General features: G+C 72.0%; 19 protein-coding genes. 13 read left to right on the forward strand and 6 right to left on the reverse strand.

Annotated features, from left to right (window positions below; translation table 11 throughout):
• Position 1 precedes the first annotated feature (1 nt).
• Complete coding sequence (locus tag GWK15_RS07835) at positions 2–1,345, reverse strand: aminotransferase-like domain-containing protein (RefSeq protein ID WP_168040734.1); 1,344 nt, start codon at positions 1,343–1,345, stop codon at positions 2–4.
• Between the two features lie 92 nt (positions 1,346–1,437).
• Between GWK15_RS07835 and GWK15_RS07840 the strand changes: the two genes are divergently transcribed.
• The 11 genes from GWK15_RS07840 (at position 1,438) to GWK15_RS07890 (ending at position 11,067) form a co-directional block, all read left to right on the forward strand.
• Positions 1,438–2,709 carry an aminotransferase class I/II-fold pyridoxal phosphate-dependent enzyme gene (locus tag GWK15_RS07840; RefSeq protein ID WP_168040735.1) on the forward strand — a complete coding sequence of 424 codons (1,272 nt, stop codon included), beginning with the start codon at positions 1,438–1,440 and terminating at the stop codon, positions 2,707–2,709.
• Positions 2,706–3,335, forward strand: coding sequence for a glutathione S-transferase family protein (locus GWK15_RS07845; RefSeq protein WP_168040736.1), 630 nt, complete (start codon positions 2,706–2,708; stop codon positions 3,333–3,335). Before GWK15_RS07840 ends, GWK15_RS07845 begins: the two co-directional genes overlap by 4 nt.
• 17 nt (positions 3,336–3,352) lie before the next feature.
• Entirely contained in the window at positions 3,353–4,186 is an 834-nt protein-coding gene (locus tag GWK15_RS07850; protein ID WP_168040737.1) for a PhzF family phenazine biosynthesis protein, read from the forward strand.
• 95 nt (positions 4,187–4,281) lie between these two features.
• Complete coding sequence (locus tag GWK15_RS07855; RefSeq protein ID WP_168040738.1) at positions 4,282–4,563, forward strand: PGPGW domain-containing protein; 282 nt, start codon at positions 4,282–4,284, stop codon at positions 4,561–4,563.
• A gap of 42 nt (positions 4,564–4,605) precedes the next feature.
• A complete protein-coding gene (locus GWK15_RS07860) occupies positions 4,606–4,968 on the forward strand; it encodes a DUF423 domain-containing protein (protein ID WP_168040739.1) in 363 nt (120 codons plus the stop codon).
• Positions 4,965–5,873, forward strand: coding sequence for an SAM-dependent methyltransferase (locus tag GWK15_RS07865; protein ID WP_168040740.1), 909 nt, complete (start codon positions 4,965–4,967; stop codon positions 5,871–5,873). The genes GWK15_RS07860 and GWK15_RS07865 overlap by 4 nt, the downstream gene beginning before the upstream one ends.
• A gap of 196 nt (positions 5,874–6,069) precedes the next feature.
• Positions 6,070–6,378: a hypothetical protein gene (locus GWK15_RS07870; protein WP_168040741.1), complete on the forward strand. Its 309-nt coding sequence runs from the start codon at positions 6,070–6,072 to the stop codon at positions 6,376–6,378.
• A gap of 41 nt (positions 6,379–6,419) precedes the next feature.
• On the forward strand, positions 6,420–7,292 hold the full coding sequence (locus GWK15_RS07875) for a YihY/virulence factor BrkB family protein (RefSeq protein ID WP_168040742.1): 873 nt from the start codon (positions 6,420–6,422) through the stop codon (positions 7,290–7,292).
• 34 nt (positions 7,293–7,326) lie between these two features.
• Entirely contained in the window at positions 7,327–8,415 is a 1,089-nt protein-coding gene (locus tag GWK15_RS07880) for an enolase C-terminal domain-like protein (protein WP_168040743.1), read from the forward strand.
• A 10-nt stretch (positions 8,416–8,425) separates the two neighbouring features.
• Positions 8,426–9,346, forward strand: a complete 921-nt coding sequence (locus tag GWK15_RS07885) for an NAD(P)-dependent oxidoreductase (RefSeq protein WP_168040744.1) — start codon at positions 8,426–8,428, stop codon at positions 9,344–9,346.
• Complete coding sequence (locus tag GWK15_RS07890; protein WP_168040745.1) at positions 9,343–11,067, forward strand: metallophosphoesterase; 1,725 nt, start codon at positions 9,343–9,345, stop codon at positions 11,065–11,067. Before GWK15_RS07885 ends, GWK15_RS07890 begins: the two co-directional genes overlap by 4 nt.
• Here GWK15_RS07890 and GWK15_RS07895 read toward each other — a convergent pair.
• Together GWK15_RS07895 and GWK15_RS07900 are read right to left on the reverse strand one after the other, a co-directional pair.
• Entirely contained in the window at positions 11,052–11,750 is a 699-nt protein-coding gene (locus tag GWK15_RS07895; protein ID WP_245211501.1) for a CBS domain-containing protein, read from the reverse strand. The two genes, GWK15_RS07890 and GWK15_RS07895, sit on opposite strands and share 16 nt — an antisense overlap.
• Positions 11,751–11,871: 121 nt before the next feature.
• Positions 11,872–12,705 (reverse strand): SDR family NAD(P)-dependent oxidoreductase, encoded by an 834-nt coding sequence (locus tag GWK15_RS07900; protein WP_168040746.1) that lies wholly within the window; start codon positions 12,703–12,705, stop codon positions 11,872–11,874.
• A 94-nt stretch (positions 12,706–12,799) separates the two neighbouring features.
• On the opposite strand from GWK15_RS07900, the gene GWK15_RS07905 reads away from it, so the two are divergent.
• Both GWK15_RS07905 and GWK15_RS07910 read left to right on the forward strand, forming a co-directional pair.
• Positions 12,800–13,915: a PQQ-dependent sugar dehydrogenase gene (locus GWK15_RS07905; RefSeq protein WP_168040747.1), complete on the forward strand. Its 1,116-nt coding sequence runs from the start codon at positions 12,800–12,802 to the stop codon at positions 13,913–13,915.
• 67 nt (positions 13,916–13,982) lie between these two features.
• Positions 13,983–14,843, forward strand: a complete 861-nt coding sequence (locus tag GWK15_RS07910) for an isocitrate lyase/PEP mutase family protein (protein WP_168040748.1) — start codon at positions 13,983–13,985, stop codon at positions 14,841–14,843.
• A 3-nt stretch (positions 14,844–14,846) separates the two neighbouring features.
• Here GWK15_RS07910 and GWK15_RS07915 read toward each other — a convergent pair whose 3' ends face one another.
• From GWK15_RS07915 to GWK15_RS07925, 3 genes are read right to left on the reverse strand one after another with little or no spacing between them, the layout of a single operon-like run.
• On the reverse strand, positions 14,847–15,650 hold the full coding sequence (locus GWK15_RS07915) for a crotonase/enoyl-CoA hydratase family protein (protein WP_168040749.1): 804 nt from the start codon (positions 15,648–15,650) through the stop codon (positions 14,847–14,849).
• Positions 15,647–16,657, reverse strand: a complete 1,011-nt coding sequence (locus tag GWK15_RS07920) for an acyl-CoA dehydrogenase family protein (protein ID WP_168040750.1) — start codon at positions 16,655–16,657, stop codon at positions 15,647–15,649. Before GWK15_RS07920 ends, GWK15_RS07915 begins: the two co-directional genes overlap by 4 nt.
• Entirely contained in the window at positions 16,657–17,796 is a 1,140-nt protein-coding gene (locus GWK15_RS07925; RefSeq protein WP_168040751.1) for an acyl-CoA dehydrogenase family protein, read from the reverse strand. Before GWK15_RS07925 ends, GWK15_RS07920 begins: the two co-directional genes overlap by 1 nt.
• Between the last annotated feature and the right edge of the window lie 12 nt (positions 17,797–17,808).

The raw sequence follows: 17,808 nt of genomic DNA on the forward strand, positions 1-17,808 counted from the left end.
GCTACTCCGACAGGCTGTCCGGTCCCTGGGCCAGCAGTTCCGCCAGGGTCCGCACGCCCTCCTCCAGCGCGGCCATGGGCGGCGAGGAAAACGCGATCCGCACCCCGTTCGGCGCATGGCCGGGCAGGGTGGCAAAGGCGCTGCCCGGCGTGACAGCCACGCCGCGCCGTGCCGCCGCCGTGGTGAAGGCGTCCGACCGCCACGGCTCCGGCAATTCGAGCCACAGGTGATAGGCCCGCGCATCGCCCTGCAGCGCGTGCCCGGCCAGGCCTGCCCGCACCACCGCTTGGCGGGCATGCGCTTCCTCGCGCTTCTGTGCCTCGAGCCGCCGCAGCAGGCCGCTCTCCATCCACGCCGTCGCCGCGGCAAGGCCGACCGGCGAGGCATGCCAGGCCCCCGCCCGGATCGCTGCCGTCACGCGCCGCCGCAGCGCCGCCTCGGACGTCGCGATGAAGCCGCTGCTCAACCCCGGCGAGGCGCGCTTCGACATCCCGTCCACCAGCAGCGTCCGACCGGGCGCGAGCGCGATCAGCGGCGGCACGCCGGATTCGTCGAGGAAGCCGAACACGGCATCCTCGATCAGCACGAGGTCCTCGCGCGCCGCGATCGTTGCAATGGCGCGCCGCCGGGCCTCGGACATCGTCGCGCCGAGGGGGTTCTGCAGCACCGGTTGCAAATAGACCGCGCGCAAGGACCCACCGCGCAGCGCGGCCTCGATCGCCTCGGGCGCGACACCCTCCGCATCCATGGCAAGCGGGACCAGCGTCAGCCCGAGCCGCGTCGCCCCCGCCTTCACCGCCGGGTAGGTCATCGCCTCGATGCCGATGCGGTCGCCGGCATTGGCGCAGGCCGCGAGCGCCGCGGCGATCGCCTGGCGCCCGCCGCCGGTGAACAGGATATCGTCCGGCGCCGGCGCCCAGCCGCCGCGGGCGAGGTGCCGCGCCACCGCGGCCCGGGCGGCGGCATGGCCCTGCGCGCCGACCGGGCGCATCGCCTCGGCGGCGCGGTCCGGGGCCAGGGCCTCGCGCAGCACCTCGGCCAGCGCCTCGGTCTGGCCTGCCACCGCGGGGAAATTGAACTCGAAGTCGATCACGCCAGGGCGGCCGGGCTCGGCCAGCGGCGGCGGCGTCAGTCCGGCGCGCACATAGGTGCCGCGGCCGACCTCCCCGCTCACCAGCCCGCGCCGGCCCAACTCCGCATAGACCCGGTTCGCGGTGGAAACCGCGATACCGCGCGCATAGGCGAAGGCCCGCACCGGATCGAGCCGCGTGCCCGGCCGCAGACGGCCGGCGGCGATGTCCTCGGCCAGCGCATCGGCCAGGCGGCGATAGTCGGTCTCGGGCATATTGATCTCAGGACAATATCGCGATTGATCCGAGATATTGTCTCGCACACTCTCCGCCGCCTGTCGCCTGTTCCCGCTGCGGAGACGCCCACGTGCCTGCCCTTTCCCCCGAAGCCCTCGCCGCCCAGGCCGCGGAAGCCCGCGCCACCTATGCCCGCCTCGCCGCCGCGGGGCTGAAGCTCGACATGACGCGGGGCAAGCCTTCGCCCGCGCAGCTGGACCTTGCGGAGGGGATGCTCGCGCTGCCCGGCAACCGCGACGTCGTCACCGAGGCCGGCGAGGACGCGCGCAACTATGGCGGCCTGCAGGGCCTGCCGGAGGCGCGGCGGCTGTTCGGCGCCATGCTCGGCGTGCCGCCGGACCTGCTGGTGGTGAACGAGAATTCCTCCCTCGCGGTCATGCATGACTGCATCGTCTGGGCGCTGCTGAAGGGCGTGCCGGGCGGGACGCCCTGGGTCGGACAGGAGGTCGCCTTCCTCTGCCCGGTGCCGGGCTATGACCGCCACTTCGCGCTCTGTGAGGGCTTCGGCATCCGCCTCATCCCTGTCGCGATGGACGAGGAAGGCCCTGTGATGGAGGAGGTCGAGCGCCTGGTCGCCGACCCCGCCGTGCGCGGCATGTGGTGCGTGCCGACCTACTCCAACCCGACCGGCGTCACCTATTCCGACGCGACGGTGCGGCGCCTCGCCGCGATGAAGACCGCCGCGCCGGATTTCCGGCTGTTCTGGGACAACGCCTATGGCGTGCATCACCTGACCGAGAACCGTCCCGCGCCGCACGACATCCTCGGCCTGACCGCCGAGGCGGGGAACCCGGACCGCGCCTTCATCTTCGCCTCGACCTCCAAGATCACGCTGGCCGGCGCGGGCCTCGCCTTCTTCGCGGGGTCGAAGGCGAATGTCGCCTGGTACCTCGAACAGGCGGGCCGGCGGACGATCGGGCCGGACAAGCTGAACCAGCTGCGGCACACGCGCTTCCTGCGCGACCTCGAGGGCATCCACCGGCACATGGCCGCCCATCGCCGCGTGATCGCGCCGAAGTTCGAAGCGGTGCTGGAAGCACTCGACACGCGCCTCGGCGGCCTTGGCGTCGCGCGCTGGACACGGCCCGAGGGCGGCTACTTCATCACCGTGGAGATGGTGCAGGGCTCGGCGAAGCGCGTGGTGGAGCTCGCCCGCGGCCTCGGCATCGCGCTGACGCCGGCGGGCGCGACCTCGCCCTACGGCAAGGATCCGACCGACAGCGTGCTGCGCCTCGCGCCCACCTATCCGACGGTGGACGAGGTGCGCGCTGCGGCGGAGGGCATCGCGCTCTGCATCCACATCGCGGCGCTGGAAGCGGCGGGGGTCGGCCTCGCGGCATGACGCCGGTCCGGATCCTCGGCAAGGCCTCCTCCATCAATGTCCGCAAGGTGCTGTGGACCTGCGAGGAGGCCGGCATCGCCTATGAGCGCGAGGATTACGGCAGCGGCTTCGCGCCGACCGGCACGCCGGACTTCCTCGCCCTGAACCCGAACGGCCTCGTGCCGGTCGCGCGCATCGGTGAGGCCGTGCTGTGGGAGTCGAACACCATCTGCCGCTGCCTCGCGGGCCTGGCCGGCCGCGATGACCTGCTGCCGCGCGACCCGCTCGCCCGCGCGCGGGTCGAGATGTGGATGGACTGGCAGGCGACGGAGCTGAACCCGTCCTGGCGCCACGCCTTCATGGGGCTGGTGCGCCGCGACGCGGCCTTCGCCGACCCGGCGCAGATCGCCGCGGGCGCGCGGGCCTGGAACGCGAAGATGGCGATCCTCGACGCGCAGCTTGCGCGCACCGGGGCCTATGCGGCGGGGCCGGACTTCACGCTGGCCGATGTCGTGCTCGGCGTGTCGGTGAACCGCTGGCTGATGACGCCGATCGAACGGCCCGAGTTGCCCGCCGTCGCGGCCTATGTCGAACGCCTCGATGCGCGGCCGGGCTTTCGCGCCCATGGCCGCAACGGCATTCCCTGAACCGGAGAGCAGACCCCATGCCCGTCTTCGACTTCCTGCAGGTCGACGTCTTCTGCTCGGCCGCGTTCAAGGGGAACCCGGTCGCGGTGGTGCTCGGCGCCGATGGGCTGTCCGATGCGGAGATGGCGGCCTTCGCCAATTGGACGAATCTCAGCGAGACGACCTTCCTGCTGCGCCCGACGCGGCCCGAGGCGGATTACCGACTGCGGATCTTCACCCCGCAGCGCGAACTGCCCTTCGCCGGGCATCCGACGCTGGGGTCCTGCCATGCCTGGCTCAAGGCGGGTGGCGTGCCGCGCGGCGCCGACATCGTTCAGGAATGCCAGGCCGGGCTGGTGACCGTCCGGCGCGGTTCGGATGGTGGCCTTGCCTTCGCTGCGCCCCCGCTGGTGCGGTCCGGGCCGCTCGAACCCGAGGTGTTGTCCCGCGTCCTCAGCGCCTTCGGCCTGGCTGCGGAGGACATCGTCGCCTCGGCCTGGGTCGACAACGGCCCCGGCTGGCTGGCGCTGATGCTGCCCTCGCGAGCCGCGGTGCTCGCGGCGCGGCCGGCCTATGCGGCGATCGACGGCATGGTGGTGGGCCTGGTCGGGCCTTGGGAGCCCGGCGGCGAGGCGCAGTTCGAGGTGCGCGCCTTCATCGGCCGCGGTGCCTATGAGGATCCGGTGACCGGCAGCCTGAATGCCAGCCTCGCCCAGTGGCTGACCGGCGAGGGCCTGGCCCCCGACCGCTATGTCGCCGCCCAGGGCACCGCGCTCGGCCGGGCCGGTCGGGTGACCGTCGCGCGCGAACCGGACGGCATCTGGATCGGCGGCGCGACCCGCACCTGCATCACCGGCCGGGTCACTTTCTAAGTGATGGTTTCCAAAGGCCCTTCGGCCTTTGGCGGGGAGGCTTGGAGGGGCGGCGCCCCTCCAATTCGTGCATCCGCGCCCCTATCTCGCTGCCCATGGTGATCCTGCGCCCCTCGCTCTCCCGCAAATGCACCGGCTGGGCCTTGCTGGTCCTGGGCGTGCTCGGCCTGGTGCTGCCCTTCCTGCAGGGCTTCCTCTTCCTCGCGCTCGGCGTCTTCGTGCTGCGGGACCAGCACATCTGGGCCGCGCGGCGCTGGGGCTGGGTGCAGGGCCGCTGGCCGCATCATGTCGGCCGCGTCGAGGAGATGGAGGCGAGCCTCGGCCGGCGCATGGCCGCGGCCGGGGAGCGTGTCCGGCGCCTCTTCGGCGGACGCTGAGGCCCCTGGCCCTTCGCCGCCCGCGCGCGTAAGCACCCGGCCATGCATCGTCTCTGGCTGTTCCTCGGCGCCATCGCCGGGCTTGTCGTCGTCGGGCTGTCGGCCTGGGCCGCGCATGGCGCGCCGGCGGGGTTCGAGGGTGCGCAGCGCCGCGGCGTGGACAGCGCGCTGATGATCCAGGGCTGGCACGCGCTCGCGATGATCGCCGCGGGGCTGATGGCCGAGCGCGGGCGCTGGCTCGCGAACCTGGCCGCCGCGGCCTTCGCGATCGGGACCGTCATGTTCTGCGGCGCGGTGTGGTGGAGCGCGATGGGGAACCCCTCGCTGGGGTCCGTCGCGCCGATCGGCGGGACCACGCTGATGATCGGCTGGGCCTTGCTCGCGGTCGCGGCGCTGAAGCGGTGATCCGCAGCGCCTACCTGGCGGCCGAGGGCTTCGAGGGCGACCTCGGCGAGGAACTCCGCCGTGCCGGCGTGCGGGTGGAGGCCTGGCACGGCCGGCTGGCGCTGTCCCCGGATGCGCCGGTCACCGCCGCCTGGGCCCTCGATGTCTGGACCGATCCGCGGGAGATCGCGGTTCCCTCGGTGAAGGCAGGCGCTGATGCGCTGCGCGCCATCCAGCGCAACTGGGCGCATTACCCGCTGCTGCACCATCGCCGGTCCGCGCTGCTCGCCGAGCGCCTGCCGCCGGTGAAGGCCCGGCCGCTGGTCTTCCCCGAAGCTGCGCCGAGCGGGCATCTCGGCGCCTGGACGCTGCTCGCGCCGGACCGGATGCTTGCGAGCCCGACCAAGACCAGCCCCTTCGTCAACGGGGAAGTCCGCTTCGCCGAGGACCGCGAGGGCCCGCCGTCGCGCGCCTACCTGAAACTGTGGGAGGCGCTGACGCGGATCGGGCGGCATCCGCAGCCGGGCGAGACCTGTCTCGACCTCGGCGCCTCGCCCGGTGGCTGGACCTGGGCGCTGGCGCGGCTCGGCGCGCGTGTGACGGCGGTCGACAAGGCGCCGCTCGATCCGGCCATCGCCGCCATGCCCGGCGTTTCCTGCCGGCAGGAGAGCGCCTTTGGCCTGGATCCCCGGCAGGAAGTGCAGGTCGACTGGCTGTTCTCGGACATCATCTGCTACCCGGCGCGGCTGCTCGGGCTGGTGCAGAAGTGGATGGAAGCGGGGGCGGCGCGGAACTTCGTCTGCACGCTGAAGTTCCAGGGGGACACCGACCACGGCACCGCCGCGGCCTTCGCCGCGATACCGGGAGCCCAGGTGTTCCATGGGTTCCACAACAAGCACGAACTGACCTTCGCCCTGCTGGCGTAGGCGGGGGGAGAAGGGAACTTCTCCCCCCGGAGCCCCCCTCAACCTTCTTTGGAACCAAGAAGCAAAGAAGGGAGGGGGATCGGGGGAGGTTCTCCTCCCCCGACCTTTTGGCACGCCCCCTGCAATATCCCCGTCACCCCCAACATGGGGCCGCCCGCCACGAAGGCGGGCCCGACCATCACGGAGTGACGCAGCCATGCAGATCGTCCCGGACCGTTCTCTCACGGTCCCCCAGGCCATCCGGGCCTTCCGCATGCAGAGCCAGCAGGATGCGGCTCGGCTTCAGGCTGCCGGCGCGCGACAGGATTTCGCCGCCACGCTGCAAGGATTGCGGCCAGGCCCCGCCAGCATGGCAGGGCCGGGAACACCCACGGGCAACACGCTCACCACCCTGCTCCAGCGGCTCGATACCGACCAGGACGGACGGATCACGCCGCTGGAGCTCGGGGCGGCGACCGACCGCCAGAAGCCTCCCGAAGCCGCGCGCCCGGACACGACTCGCTGAGGCTGTTCCACTTCCGGCCGCAACGCCCTAGGTGATGCGGCATGGACGTGATGCCGCCGCTCCACAGCCGGCCCTCGCGCCGCGAAGGCGCCATCGCCATCGCGCGCCGCGTGATGCGCAGCGCCGCCTCGGACCGCATCTCGCTGACTGCCGCGGGCTGCGCCTTCTACGCCATGCTGGCGCTGTTCCCGGGCATCGCGCTGCTGGTGCTGTTCTACGGCCTGGCCTTCGATAGTGCCTCGGTGGAGCCGCAGCTCGAAGTGCTCCGCGAACTGGTGCCGGAGGAAACCTACCAGCTCATCGCCGGGCGACTGCACGAACTGGTCGGCCAGCCACGCCCGCGCCTGGAATGGGGTGCCATCGTCTCGGGCGCGGTCGCGATCTGGTCGGCCTCCGCCGGCACGCGGGCGATGATCGGCGCGCTGAACATGGCGCATGGCGTCGAGGAATCGCGCGGCTTCTTCCACTACCACTCGCTCGCCATCGGCATGACGCTGGCGCTGACGGTGGCGGCGACGCTGGCCATCGCATCGCTCGTCGCGCTGCCGTCGGTCGTCGCGCTGGTGGGGCTGCCGCCGCCGCACGCCTGGGCGCTGCGCGGGATGTCGATGGGCACGCTGCTCGGGCTGGTGTTCATCGGGCTGATCCTGGTCTACCGGCTCGGGCCCTCGGGGCGGCATCCGGGCCTGGTCTGGACGCTGCCGGGCGCGGTCGTGGCGACGCTGCTCTGGGCCGCGGCCTCGGCGGCCTTCTCGCTCTACGTGTCGAACTTCGCGACCTATGACCTGATGTACGGGCCACTCGGCGCGACGGTCGGCCTGCTGATGTGGTTCTGGGTCAGCGTCTATGTCGTCCTCCTCGGCGCGGAGCTCAACGTCGCGCTCTTCCGGGTCGCTGGCTCGACGAGCGGCTGACGCACGGGCAGGATCGCCCCCGGAGGACCCGCCCATGACCATGCCGGTGATCGCAGACATCCGCGTGCGCGCGGTGGATGCGCCGATCGACCCGCCATTGCGCAACAGCCTGAACGTGATCCCGCGCGCGCCGCTGGTGATCGTCGACGTGCGGACGACGGATGGCGCAGCCGGCACGGCCTATGTCTTCCCCTATACGCCGGCGGCGCTCGGGCCGACGGCGGCGCTGGCGCGGAGCCTCGGCGCCGGGCTGGTGGGCAGGTCGCTGGCGCCGGCGACGCTGTGGCGGGAACTGCACGATGCGGGGCGGATCCTGGGCACCGAGGGCCTGGTCCAGATCGCGCTCTCGGCGCTCGACATGGCGATGTGGGATGCGCTGGCGGTGCGCGCGGGCGTGCCGTTGTGCGTGATGCTCGGCGCCGAGCCCAGGCCGGTGCCGATCTATGCCTCCCTGCGCGGCTGGGGCGCGGCCATGCTGGCCGAGGAAGCCGGCCAGGCGGTCGCGACGCTCGGCGCGCGATGGGTGAAGTTCAAGGTCGGGCAGAAGCGGCTCGAGGACGACCTCGACACCGTGCGCGCCGTCCGCGCTGCGGTGGGCGAGGAGGTCGGCATCCTCGTCGACTACAACCAGGCGCTGAGCCTGCCCGAGGCCGAGCGTCGCGGTCGCGCGCTGCAGGACCTCGACGTGCGCTGGCTCGAGGAACCGCTGCCGGTGCAGGACGATGCGGGGCTCGCGGAACTGTCGCGGCGCCTGTCCATCCCGGTGCAGGGCGGGGAGAACTGGTGGGGCCCCGCCACCATGCACAAGGCGCTGATGGCCGGGTCGGTCGACCTCTGCATGCCGGATGCGATGAAGATCGGCGGCGTCACGGGCTGGATGCGCGCGGCGGCGATGGCGGCGGCGCATCGCGTGCCGATGTCCTCCCACATCTTCGTCGAGGCCAGCGTCCACCTGCTGCAGGCGACGCCGACCGCGCATCTGCTGGAGCACCTCGACATCGCCGCGCCGCTGCTGGCCGAACCCGTCGCGGTGAAGGACGGCATGGCCCTGGTGCCGGACCGACCGGGAATGGGCATTCTGTGGGACGAGGCGGCGCTCACGAAGCACGCCGCGGATGTTTGAGGAGACCTCGATGCGCGCTGCCTTCGTCGATGCCAATGCCTCCCTCGCCGACGTCATGCGGCGCCTGCACCGCGCCGACGACCTGCCGGTCGCGATCCACGAGGACCCCGACATCACGCCCGAGGCGCTCCCCGAACTGCTGAAGGGCGTGCAGATCGCCATCGACGACCACACCCATTTCCCCGTCGATGTCGTGAAGCGCTGCCCGGACCTGAAGCACATCGTCTTCCTCGGCACCGGCGCGCGGTCCTACATGGACCCCGAGGCGCTGGAAGCCGAATGCGACGTCAAGGTCCACATCATCAAGGGCTATGGCGACACGGCGGTGGCCGAGATGGCCTTCGCGCTGATGTGGGGCGCTGCGCGCGGGATCGGGCTGATGCACCACGCCATCAAGGGCGGTGGCTGGCCGCGCACGGACGGCATGCAGCTCACCGGCAAGACGGTCGGCATCATCGGCTTCGGCGGCATCGGGGCGGAGATGGCGCGGCTCTGCAACGGCGCGGGGATGAAGGTGCTGGCGTGGAACCGCACGCCGAAATCGCATCCGGGCGTCACCTTCACCGACCTCGACACGCTGCTCGGCGAAAGCCATGTCGTCAGCCTGCACCTGCTGCTGAACGACGAGACTCGCGGCTTCCTCGACGCGGCGCGTCTGGCGAAGATGCGTCCCGGCGCGCTGTTCGTGAACACCGCGCGCGGGGCGATCGTGGACGAGGCCGCGCTGACCGAGGCGCTGCGATCGGGCCGCATCGCCGCCGCGGGCCTCGATGTCTTCGTCGAGGAACCGCTGCCCGCCGGACACGCGCTCGCCGGGCTCGACAACGTCGTGCTCGCCTCCCATTCCGCCTTCCGCACGCCGGAGGCGACGGACAACCTCATCGAGGCCTCGCTGCAGCACTGTCGCCGCATCCTGCGCGACGGCGCGTGAGCTTCGCCGACCCACGCGACGGCGATCTCGAGGACGATGCCTCGAGCACCTCGCGCCACTCGCTGCTCGGGCATGCCTCGCACATGCTGCTCGAGATCAGCCTGCCGAAGCTCGCGCTGGCGGCGACCATGCTGCTGGTGATCCCCGCGCTGTTGCTCGGCGCCGCGCCCAAGGTCGTGGTGTGGGTGACGGAGCAGGCCTGGCGCGGGCTGTCGCTGCTGGCCTTCGCGGCGGTGGCCGCGGGCGTCGCCTGGGCCTGGGGCCGCGACCTGTTCCTGATTGTCGAGCGGAATTTCTGGGCGTTGAACGCGGGCCTGGTGCAGCCGCTCTACACCGCATTGCGGGAAGGCGCGCGGCTGGCGCTGGAAAGCCTCGCGCCGCGGCGGGATCTGGCGGCGACGCGACGCATCGCGGGACTTGCGGCGGGTGGCGTGCTCGCCCTGCTGGCCGGCTGGGTCGCCTGGACGGTCGGACCGTTGCCGAGCCTCAGCGTCACCGACTTCTCCCGCGCGGGTCTGCTGGCCTCGGCGGGCGATGCGATCCGCAACGGCGTCTGGGTGATCGCCGTCTACCTGATGGTCGGCGCGCCCGCCTGGTCGATCGCGGAAGCCTTGGCCGGCACGCCGGAGGAACTCGGCCCGACCGAGGATGGTGAGGCCACCTGGCGCATCGCGCATCTGTCCGACATCCACGTGGTCGGCGAGACCTATGGCTTCCGCCTCGAATGCGGGCGCGACGGGCCGTGCGGCAACCATCGGCTCGACCGCGTCTTCGACCTGATCGCGCAGGAGGACGCGGCCCGGCCGCTCGACTGGATCCTGGTCACCGGCGACATCACCGATGCCGGCCGCAACGCGGAATTCATCGCCTTCGAAAGCGTGTTGGCGCGCCATCCGGGCCTTGCGCGGCGCGTGCTGATCCTGCCCGGCAACCACGATGTCAACATCGTGGATCGCGCCAACCCGTCACGGCTGGAACTGCCCACGGCGCCGGGCGGGTCGCTGCGGCGGCTGCGGATGCTCGCCGCCATGGCGCGGGTCCAGGGCGATCGCGTGCAGGTGGTGGACCGCGCCACGCGCCGCGCCGGGCCGACGCTCAACGCCTGGCTCGCCGAAGGCGGCCGCGCTGCCGCGTTGGCGGGCTTCATGGATCGCGGTGGCCTGCGGGCCGGTTTCGCCGCGCGGCAGGTCTGGAACGCGGCCTTCCCGATGATCGTCCCGCCCGCGACGCCGGATGGGCTCGGGGTGGTGCTGCTCGATTCCAATGCGGAGACGCATTTCTCCTTCACCAATGCCCTCGGCATCGTGGCGATGGACCAGCTGCGCAGCGCCGAACGCGCCATGGCGGCGTGGCCCGCGGCGCGCTGGCTCGTCGCGCTGCATCATCACCTGGTGGAATATCCGCGCCCGGGCGCGCCGCTTGCCGATCGCATCGGCACGGCGCTGGTGAACGGGCATTGGGTGCTGCAGCGACTGCGGCGCATCGCGCCGCGCATCGTCGTGCTGCACGGGCACCGGCATTTCGATTGGATGGGGCGCTGCGGGGGGCTTCGCATCCTGTCCGCGCCATCGCCCGTGATGGGCGGGCCGGACAGCGAGGAGCGGCACTTCTGGCTGCACGCCTTCCGCCCCGCGGCGGATGGCGGCCTGGCGATGCTGGCGCCGCGGCGCCTCGCCGTCCCTGGCGAGGCGCCCGGCGCGATTGATCAGGCCGCGCCGTAGATGAACACGGGCATGGGCTGGGTGTCGTCCACCACGGCCTTCACGCCCGGGATGTTCTCGGCCAGCACGCGCAGCGCCTTCTGCACCGCCTCGCTGCGGCGGAAGCCGTGGAAGGTCACGGTGCCGTCCTTGACCTCGACCATCGTGTAGAAGGTGTCGGTCCAGGGCTCCTTCTTCATCGCAGACATGATCGCGCGACGCAGGCGCTCGTCGGACAGGTCGGCTTCCTCATGCGTCGGCGCGACGAGCGCGCGCAGCAGGTCGGCGCGGCTGACGATGCCCTTCAGCTTCCCGTCCTCCGTCACGATGACGCGGCGGACCTTCTTGTCCTCCATGACATGGGCGACGTGGGCGGCGGTCGTATCCGGCGCGACGCTGACGACCGCTTCCGTCATCAGGTCCTTCGCCGTCACGCCATGGGTGCGCGCGTAGCGCTCCGCCTGGCTCGCTGGATCGGAGAAGAGCGAGCCGAACCATGACGCCGGCTTGTCCTCCTCGCCCGCCAGGCGGCGGATGAGGTCGGCCTCGGTGACGATGCCGAGCACCTTGCCCGCGGCGTCCACCACGGGCACAGCCGAAATGCCGCGATCCGCGAGCAGGCGCGCGATCGCCATCACCGGCGTCTCGGGCGGCACGGTCACGACGTCGGGGGTCATCAGGTCTTTGGCGAGGGGGCCGCTCATGGGAATTCCTCCGGGGCTCGGTGGGCACAAGGTGCCGCAGCCATAATGCGCCCGCCTTGCGCCAGATCAACGGGGATGGGTCCAAAGCCGCCCACGAGGCGGCCTTGTCGACCGCCGCCCGTCAGCTCTGCAGCCCGCTCGGCTTCGGCGTGGCACCGACATTGCCGGCTGACCGGCCCGCATCGACCGGCAGCGTCACGCCGGTGATCCAGCGCGCGGCGGGGGAGGCGAGGAAGCAGGCCGCCTCCGCCACGTCCCACGCGCTGCCTTCCACCTTCAGCAGCCCCGCCGTCGCGCGGTGCTGGCGCAACGCGTCCGACATGCCGCGGGAGGCGACCATCGGCGTGTAGACATAGCCCGGGGCCACCGCATTCACGCGAATCAGGTCGCCGCCGTGATGGGCGGCCATGGCGCGCGTCATCTGCACGATCGCCCCCTTCGTCGTCGCATAGAGCAGGCCCGGATGCCCGCCTTGCAGACCCGCGACCGAGGCGAGGTTCACGATCGCCCCGCCACCCTGCTTGCGCATCTCGGGGACCGCATACTTCGCCATCAGCATCATCGACTTCACGTTGACCTGCATGCCGTGGTCCCAGGCCTCCGGGTCCACCACCGTCGCATCGCCCGGCGGGCCGCTGATGCCGACATTGTTCACCAGGATATCGAGCCGCCCCCACAGCCGCACCGCTTCCGCGACGGCCTTCGCGCAATCCTCGGCCTTCGCGACGTCGCAGACCGCGCTCGCGCAGGTGCCGCCCTCGGCGCGGATCATCGCCTCGGTGCCCTGGAGCCAGTCCTGCGCCACGTCGAGCAGCAGCACGCGCGCCCCGCGCCGGGCGAGCAGCGTCGCGATGGCGCGACCATTGCCGACGGTCGTGGTGCCGGTGCCCGGATCGCGCGAGCCGGCGCCGGTGACGATGGCGACGCGGCCATCGAAGCGGGTGTTGTCCTGCATGGTGTTTCCTCCGGAGCGGAAGCCTGCACCCGCATCGCCGGGCGGTGAAGCCCGGGTGGTTGCGCGGCCGGCATGGCGGGCCCACCTCGATGCCATGCTGCGCCGCGCCCTCCTTGCCCTCGCGCTCCTCGCCGCGCCTGCCGCGGCGCAGGAAGGCCCCGTCACCTCCGAACGCGCGACCTTCCGCGTGACAACGTTTGCGACCGGCCTCGAACGGCCCTGGGGCGCGGTGTTCCTGCCGGACGGGACGATGCTGGTCACCGAGCGGCCGGGCCGGCTGCGCCGGATCGGCACGGATGGGCGCGTCTCGGCCCCGCTCGGCGGCGTGCCGCAGGTCGATGCGAACGGGCAGGGGGGATTGCTCGACATCGCGCTGGCGCCGGATTTCGCGCGCACGCGGGAGGTCTTCCTCTGCCAGTCCGCGCTGGTCGAGGGCGGGTCGCTCACGCGCCTCGTCGTCGCGCGGCTGTCGCCTGCGACCGATGCGCTCACCGGCGTGCGGCGTATCATCGATGCCGGCCCGCCGCAGGAATCCGGCCGCCTGCACTACGGCTGCCGCATCGTCTTCGGGCCGGAAGGCCACATCTTCCTCTCGACCGGCGAGCGCAACGAGCGCGCCCGCGCCCAACGCCTCGACGACCTCGCGGGCAAGGTGCTGCGCCTGACGCGCGACGGACGCGTGCCGCCGGACAATCCCTTCGTCGGCCGCGCCGACGCCCGGCCCGAGATCTGGTCCTACGGCCACCGCCATCCGCAGGGCCTCGCCTTCAACCCCTGGACCGGCAGCCTGTGGGAGGCCGAGTTCGGGCCGCGCGGCGGGGACGAGATCAACGTCATCCGCCGCGGCGCGAACTATGGCTGGCCGGTCGTCAGCCATGGGCGCGAATACTGGGGGCCGCGCATCTCGCGCGAGGTCAGCGCGCCCGGCATGGAGGACCCGATCCATGTCTGGGTGCCCTCGGTCAGCCCCTCGGGCATCACCTTCTACGACGGCGCGGCCTTCCCGGGGTGGCGCGGCAGCCTGTTCGCGGCGGCGCAGAGCACGCCCGGCCTGGTGCGCCTGACGACCGATGGCGACCGCGTGACCGGCGAGGAACGGCTGTTCTGGGGCAAGATCGCCTTCCGCCACCAGGTCGTCGGGCCGGATGGCCGGCTGTACCTGCTGACGGACGAGAACGAGGGCCGCATCCTGCGCCTCGATCCCGCCTGACGGGGCTTTGCAGGGCGGCGCGGATCGCGGAGGCTGGCGCCAACGACGCCAGACCGGAAACGCCCGCATGACTGCTGCAGATCGCTTTCGCCAACGCCTTGCCCAGGGCGGGATCGTCTCCGCGCCCGGCGCGCCGGATGCCTTCGCCGCCCGGCTGATCGAGCGCGCGGGCTTCGAGGCGATCTACATGACCGGCCTCGGCGCGACGGCCTCGCGGCTCGGGCGCCCCGACATCGGGCTGCTGACGCAGACGGAGATGTCGACCCATGCGCGCGACATGGTGCGCGCGGTCTCGATCCCGATCATCGCCGATGCCGACACCGGCTATGGCGGCCCCGCCAACATCGCCCGCACGGTCGAGGAATACGCCCAGGCCGGGGTCGCCGCGATCCACCTCGAGGACCAGGTCGCACCCAAGCGCTGCGGGCAGCTCGCCGGCATCCGCCTGATCCCGATCGAGGAGCATGTCCGCCGTCTGAAATGCGCGGTGGCTTCGCGCGCAGCGGGCGGGCCGTTGGTGATCGGCCGTACCGACGCGATGCCTGCCATCGGCCCCGAGGAAGCGGTGCGCCGCGCGCTGATGATCCGCGACGCGGGTGTCGACCTCGTCTTCGTCGACGGGCTCAAGAAGATCGCCGAGGTCGAGACCGTGGCCCGTCAGGTGCCAGGGCCGAAGGTCGTATCCATCGTCGACGGCAATGAGACCACGGCGCTCGACGCGAAGACGCTGGAGCAGATGGGCTTCGCCGTCGTGCTCTACGCCGTGACCACTCTGTTCACGGCCGCGAAGGCGATGGCGGACGCGCTCGCCGTGCTGAAGCGCGACGGGACGCCGGCGGCCGCCGCCGGCGCCATGATGACCTATGCCGAGTTCAGCGAGGTGGTGGACCTGCCCCGCTTCCAGCGCCTCGACGAGGACTACGGCTGAGGATCAGCGCCCTTCGAAGTTCGGGGCGCGCTTTTCCAGCATCGAATCCACCGCCTCGCGGTGGTCGCGCGTGCCATGCGCGAGCGCCTGGTAGGCCGCCGACATCTCGAGCAGTGTGGACAGGCGCATGTGCTGGCTCTCGCGCAGCAGGCGCTTGGTCATGCGCACGGCCTGGGGCGGGTTCACGGCGATGCGGTTCGCCATGTCGCGCGCGGCGGCCAGCAGGTCGCCGGGTGCGACGACCTTCGACACCAGCCCGCAGGCCAGCGCCTCGGCCGGGTTGATCACGTCGCCGGTCAGCGACATTTCGAGCGCCTTCGACATGCCGACCACCTTCGGCAGCAGGTAGGCACCGCCGTCGCCCGGCACGATGCCGACCTTGACGAAGGATTCCGCGAAGCGCGCCGTCTCGGACGCGATGCGGATGTCGCACATGCAGGCGAGATCAAGCCCCGCGCCGATCGCCGGCCCGTTGATCGCCGCGATGGTCGGGATGTCCATCTCATACAGCGCGAGGGGGATCATCTGGATGCCGAAGCGATAGGAATCGCGCATCTCGGCGCCCGTCTCGCCGCGCGTGATGCCTGTGCGGTCACGCATGCCCTTGAGATCGCCGCCCGCGCAGAAGGCCGTGCCCGCGCCGGTGACGATCACCACGCGGACCGACCCGTCCTTGTTCAGCGCGCGGCAGGCCTCGGCGACCTCGGCGCATTCCTCGGGCGTGGAGATGGCGTTGCGCTTTTCCGGTCGGTTGAGCGTGAGGGTGACGACATGGCCGTCGCGCTCGATCTTGAGGAAGTCGGTCATGCAGCGGGTTCCTGATCGCGGGAAGTGAGGAAGGACCAGAGCGGGCCAGGTGCGGCCTGCACCGTCGCGCCGATGCGCGCGGTCCAGAAGCGCTCGGACCCGCCTTCCTCCCGCCACGACCAGAGGCGGCGGGTGAAGTGGTGCAGCGCGTGCTCCTCGGTGATGCCCATGGCGGCGAGGACCTGGTGCGCGATCGCCGCGCAGCGGGCCGCGGCCTCGCCGGCGGTGACCTTGGCGCAGCCGATCTCGAAGGCGGCGTCGGCGATGCCGCGGGCATCGGCCGCGCGCGCCGCGGCGGCCGCGGCGACCGACGCCGCGGACGTCTCCGCCGCGAAGACCGCGAGCTGCTGCTGCACCGCCTGGAAGCGGCCGATCGGACGCCCGAACTGCTTGCGGGTGTTGGCGTGCTCGACGGCGAGCGAGAGCGCGGCCTGCAACGCGCCGGCCATCTGCGCGCTGCGGAGCAGGGCGGCGACGGACCGCGCGGCCTCCGCACCCCATGCATTGGGCAGCGTGCCCTCAGCGACGGGTGCGCCGGTCACGGCCGGCACGTCGCGCGGCTCGCGCGCGATGTTCGCACCTTCCGTCCAGCGCAGCGCTTCCGCGGCGTAGAGCGCGACGCGCGCGCCATCCACCAGCACGACATGGCCCGCATGGCGTCCCCATGGCACGGGGGCGCCCGCGGCGGCGAAGGTCAGTACGCCCTCCGGCGCCTCGATCCCCGCGGCGCCGAGCAGCGCGGCCGCGCCGATCCCTTCCGCCATCGGCACCGGCGCGCCGGCGTGGCCGAGCGCTTCCAGCAGCGGCACCGCATCCGCGAAGCCCAGACCCGCGCCGCCCTGCGCTTCCGGCACCAGCGCGGTGGCGAGGCCAAGGCCCGACAGCGCCTCCCATGCCGAAGCCGGGAAATCGCCGCCTTCCAGGGCGCGCAGCGTCGTGACATCGGCGGCATCCGCCAGCGCGCGCGCGACCTGTTCGGCGAGTTCCGCCGCGATCCCGTTGTCCATCAGCGCAGCCCCAGCTCGCGCGCGATGATGCCGCGCATGATCTCCCGCGTGCCGCCGCGCAGCGAGAAGGTCGGATTGATCTGCGTCAGGTAGTCGTGCATGCGGCGCATCGCCTCGGGCATCTCCTCCACGTCGCGCAGCGCGCGCATCGCCCCGGGCAGCGCCTGTTCGAAATCGTTGCCCAGGTCCTTCACCAGTGCCGCCTGGCGCACCGGGTCGTCGCCGTCCTGCAGCATGCCGGCGATGGCGGTTGACATGGAACGCAGCGTCCAGAGCCGCGCGACCTCGCGGCCCAGCGCGGGGGCGGCCGCCGCGTCGCTGCGCAGCGCCTCGATCCCGGTCTCCAGCAGCGGGTGCGATGACAGGTACCGATCCGGCCCGCTGCGCTCGAAGGCGAGCTCGCTCGTCGCCTGCGCCCAGCCCGCGCCTTCCTGGCCGATCAGCGCGTCCTCCGGCAGCATCACCTCGTCGAAGGTGATCTCGTTGAAGCCTTCCTCGCCGACCAGGTCGCGGATCGGGCGGATGGTCACACCCGGCGCCTTCAGGTCCACCAGCACCTGCGACAGGCCCTGGTGCTTCGACCCGCCCTCGGGCGGCGGCGAGGTGCGCACCAGCGCGATCATCCAGTCACAGAGATGGCCGAAGGTGGTCCAGATCTTCCGGCCGTTCAGCTTCCACCCGCCATCGACCTTGTCGGCGCGCGTGCGCAGGGAGGCGAGGTCGGACCCTGAATCCGGCTCCGACAGCCCGATGCAGAAGGCGTAGTCGCCGGAGACGATCTTCGGCAGGAACTTCTGCCGCTGCGCTTCTGTGCCCAGGCGCAGGATCAACGGCCCGGACTGACGGTCGCCGATCCAGTGCGCGCCGACCGGCGCGCCGGCGGCGAGCATCTCCTCCAGCACGATGATGCGCTCGAGGAAGCTGCGCTCCGCGCCGCCATACTGCTTCGGCCAGCACATGCCGATCCAGCCGCGGGCGCCGACCGCGCGGGTAAAGTCGCGGTCGAAGCCCATCCAGGACCGGGCGCGCACCTCGGGCGTCCAGCGATGCTCGTGCTCGGCGATGAAGGCGCGGACCTCGGCGCGCAGCGCCGCCGCGCCGGGCGGCGGGTCGCGCAGGTCGAAGCGCAGGCCGGTCATGGCGTTCTCCCG

It is taken from the genome of Neoroseomonas oryzicola (genome assembly GCF_012163135.1).
Lineage (GTDB): Bacteria > Pseudomonadota > Alphaproteobacteria > Acetobacterales > Acetobacteraceae > Neoroseomonas > Neoroseomonas oryzicola.